The sequence below is a fragment of the Enterococcus sp. 3G1_DIV0629 genome (genome assembly GCF_002141285.1).
Taxonomy (GTDB): domain Bacteria; phylum Bacillota; class Bacilli; order Lactobacillales; family Enterococcaceae; genus Enterococcus_B; species Enterococcus_B lactis.
Genome location: NZ_NGLI01000004.1, coordinates 64,286 through 67,103, shown reverse-complemented (window position 1 = coordinate 67,103; position 2,818 = coordinate 64,286). Strand labels below are relative to the sequence as shown.

General features: G+C 26.5%; 1 protein-coding gene and 1 pseudogene. One reads left to right on the top strand and one right to left on the bottom strand.

Annotated features, from left to right (window positions below):
- Window positions 1-1,305: 1,305 nt before the first annotated feature.
- Complete coding sequence (locus A5816_RS14475) at window positions 1,306-1,536, bottom strand: cytochrome b5 domain-containing protein (RefSeq protein WP_010733228.1); 231 nt, start codon at window positions 1,534-1,536, stop codon at window positions 1,306-1,308.
- A 587-nt stretch (window positions 1,537-2,123) separates the two neighbouring features.
- Here A5816_RS14475 and A5816_RS16370 point away from each other — a divergent pair.
- Window positions 2,124-2,818, top strand: a pseudogene (locus A5816_RS16370) (N-acetylmuramoyl-L-alanine amidase); the annotation flags it as partial.

Genomic DNA, 2,818 nt, shown 5'->3' with positions numbered 1-2,818 from the left:
AATTATAAAAATCTCACAATTAATCACAATAGATATATGATTTTTAGACCACCTAATAACTGTCTCTTATACACATCTAGATGTGGTGTTAGTATTTATTTATTTCTTGTTGATTATAAATATGTAGTAGACAACAATATAAGGTTTCATTATCTAATTCCTGTCTCTTATACACATCTAGATGTGTATAAGAGATTATAAATATGTAGTAGACAACAATATAAGGTTTCATTATCTAATTCCAACCATTGTTGGTGTTTTGTTAGCAATTTTTATCATTATATATGTGTCTATTTATTTCTGCATTTTTTAGCAATTAAAGAGACTAAAAATAGTATGATAAACTTAACTATTTATATATAAAATACTATAAATGATATTTAGCCATACATAAAGAATTACTCTTAGAGAGGTGGATCATAAATAAAAGTCAAATAGCTGAAAATAGTAGAAACTATCGCATGTATCTAATAAGAGAAATTATTACTTTTATTTTTTTTAATGATTAAAAAAACAGAATCTATTGCTTTGTTATTTTGTATTAATATTTAAACATACCTAATACTAATATGTAGTGACACATCTCCTCAAATATAAAAATCTTCCATGTTACTCATATTGTATTAGGCCTGTCTCTTATACACATCTAGATGTGTATAAGAGACAGAACATACCTAATACTAATATGTAGTGACACATCTCCTCAAATATAAAAATCTTCCATGTTACTCATATTGTATTAGGCCCCACCAACTTTAGTTACCTTTTTATAGTTTTTGTGTATGCCAATATAATTTGGTAAAATTGAGAGAAAAAGAAACAGTCTATAGTTATTAGATTCTTCTTTTTCTCTTGATATTATTTAACTTCAAAAAAATGATTGGATATCAATATATATCTTCAACAATTAATACGTATAAGAAAGCTGATCTATTATTAATAGGTTAGTTTTTTTATTTGAAAAGCTTTAAAAAGTAGTATTAATTTACTTTTTGTAAAAGTATAGTGAAGAAAAAAACTAGGAAAAATAAAGTGAAAATTACTTATCATAGGGATTATTAAAAAATCATCTCATAAAAACGACAATACCTCAAAAAGATAATCTAAGAAAATTTTTTGAGGTATTACATGATTAACTATTCATTTTTAGTTAGGAATCGTATCTTATTTTACCGTTTAATATAGAAAAAATTAGAACTCAACATAATTTTAAGGTATAAGTTGAAATATATATAAGTAATGTTGATTTTCTTTCTTTTAACATTGGAAGAACTGGCGCAATATAAAATTCAACTCGATTACCTTCTAAGAAATATAATTTCCAACAATTTTTAAGCTATCTAAAACTTTTTTTCTATGAGGAGCAGATTTTATTTCCTCTGAATAATCTCTTCCTGGTATATACCCGTGATGATTATTAATCCAATGAGAATTGTCAGTAACATCATAAACGATTCCATCAACAGCAATATACTTTTTGGGACTGTGAATTCCATCATATTGCGCTAGTGTTTCTTTAGTAAAATTTTTTAACATAATTTATCGCTCCTTCATTATTTATCTTACACATCTAATAGTAATTAAAATGACTAATTTGGGTATTTTTTTGTACTAAATATAACAACTTCAAATAATTGATATTAATAAAATTTATCATATACATTTAGCTATCCAAACTTAAGCGTAATATTTTTATTGCTGAAGAGTATGTTTAAAATATAAAGGATCTAACGATAGGAATATAGTTTATAACCTTTTTGTATATCTATTATAAGAAAACTAAATATTCAAATACTTGAATTAGAAACAATTTATGGGTAGGATACCTATTGTAAAAATATTTTCTAAGATCATTTATCGATAAAAAATAAATATGTATTTATTTTATTAGGTGGTCTAAAAATCATATATCTATTGTGATTAATTGTGAGATTTTTATAATTCGTTTATAAATAGGTTAAGTTTAGGAGATATCACTAAATATTGTAGATTATACAAAAGAATAAACTTTTTGAATTATAAGTGATAAATGTTAATGATGTAGAAACAAGGATACGATAAGTATTCCTTTTTTGTTATATCAGATTTTTATATTTACTAAATGGTAGGAGGAAAGAAATTTAATGAAGAAAACAAGAAAATTATTGTCTGCAATATTGTTGCTAGGACAAGTTTTCGGATATACTCCAACTGTTTTAGCAAATGAAGAACATTCAAAGGCTTCAGCAGAACAGTCAACTACAGTTACCAATGGAGAAATTATAAATGATTCGTTAGAAGAGTCTGAGGCACTAACTGAAAATAGTTCAGAAAATGAAATTACGGATTCTTCTATGCAAGAAACGCAACCGAATGAGACAGAAACAAATAATTCTACAACAGATTCTAGTGAAGAAAATGATTTAGATTCTGACAAACAGATTTCTGAAAATAAACCAATAGAAACGCCAACTCAGTCGTCTAAACCGTCATTGTCAAAACCATCGGACAGCAACAGTACTAACCAAGAAAATCCACAGAATCATGTAGAAATTAGTCCAGTAGATCCAGATAAAAGTACAGTCTCGTCCTCGACAATGGATTCTCAAGTACCATCAGGTAATGACGACTTAGCAAAAACAGATATACAACAACCTGATTCTCAGGAAAATACGATATCTTATCATCAACCACCAACTTCGCCTATTAAAAATTTGGTTCCTTCTAGTAATGAATCTTATGATGGCGATCTTCATTTTGAAAAGAATGAATCTGTAGAAAGTTTTATTCGTAAAATTGGTGAATCTGCACGTAAAGTAGGGCAAAAAAACGATTTATA

Excerpts from the sequence above, each read along its gene's own strand:
- A5816_RS14475 (WP_010733228.1), bottom strand. The coding sequence starts at position 1,536 with ATGTTAAAAAATTTTACTAAAGAAACACTAGCGCAATATGATGGAATT.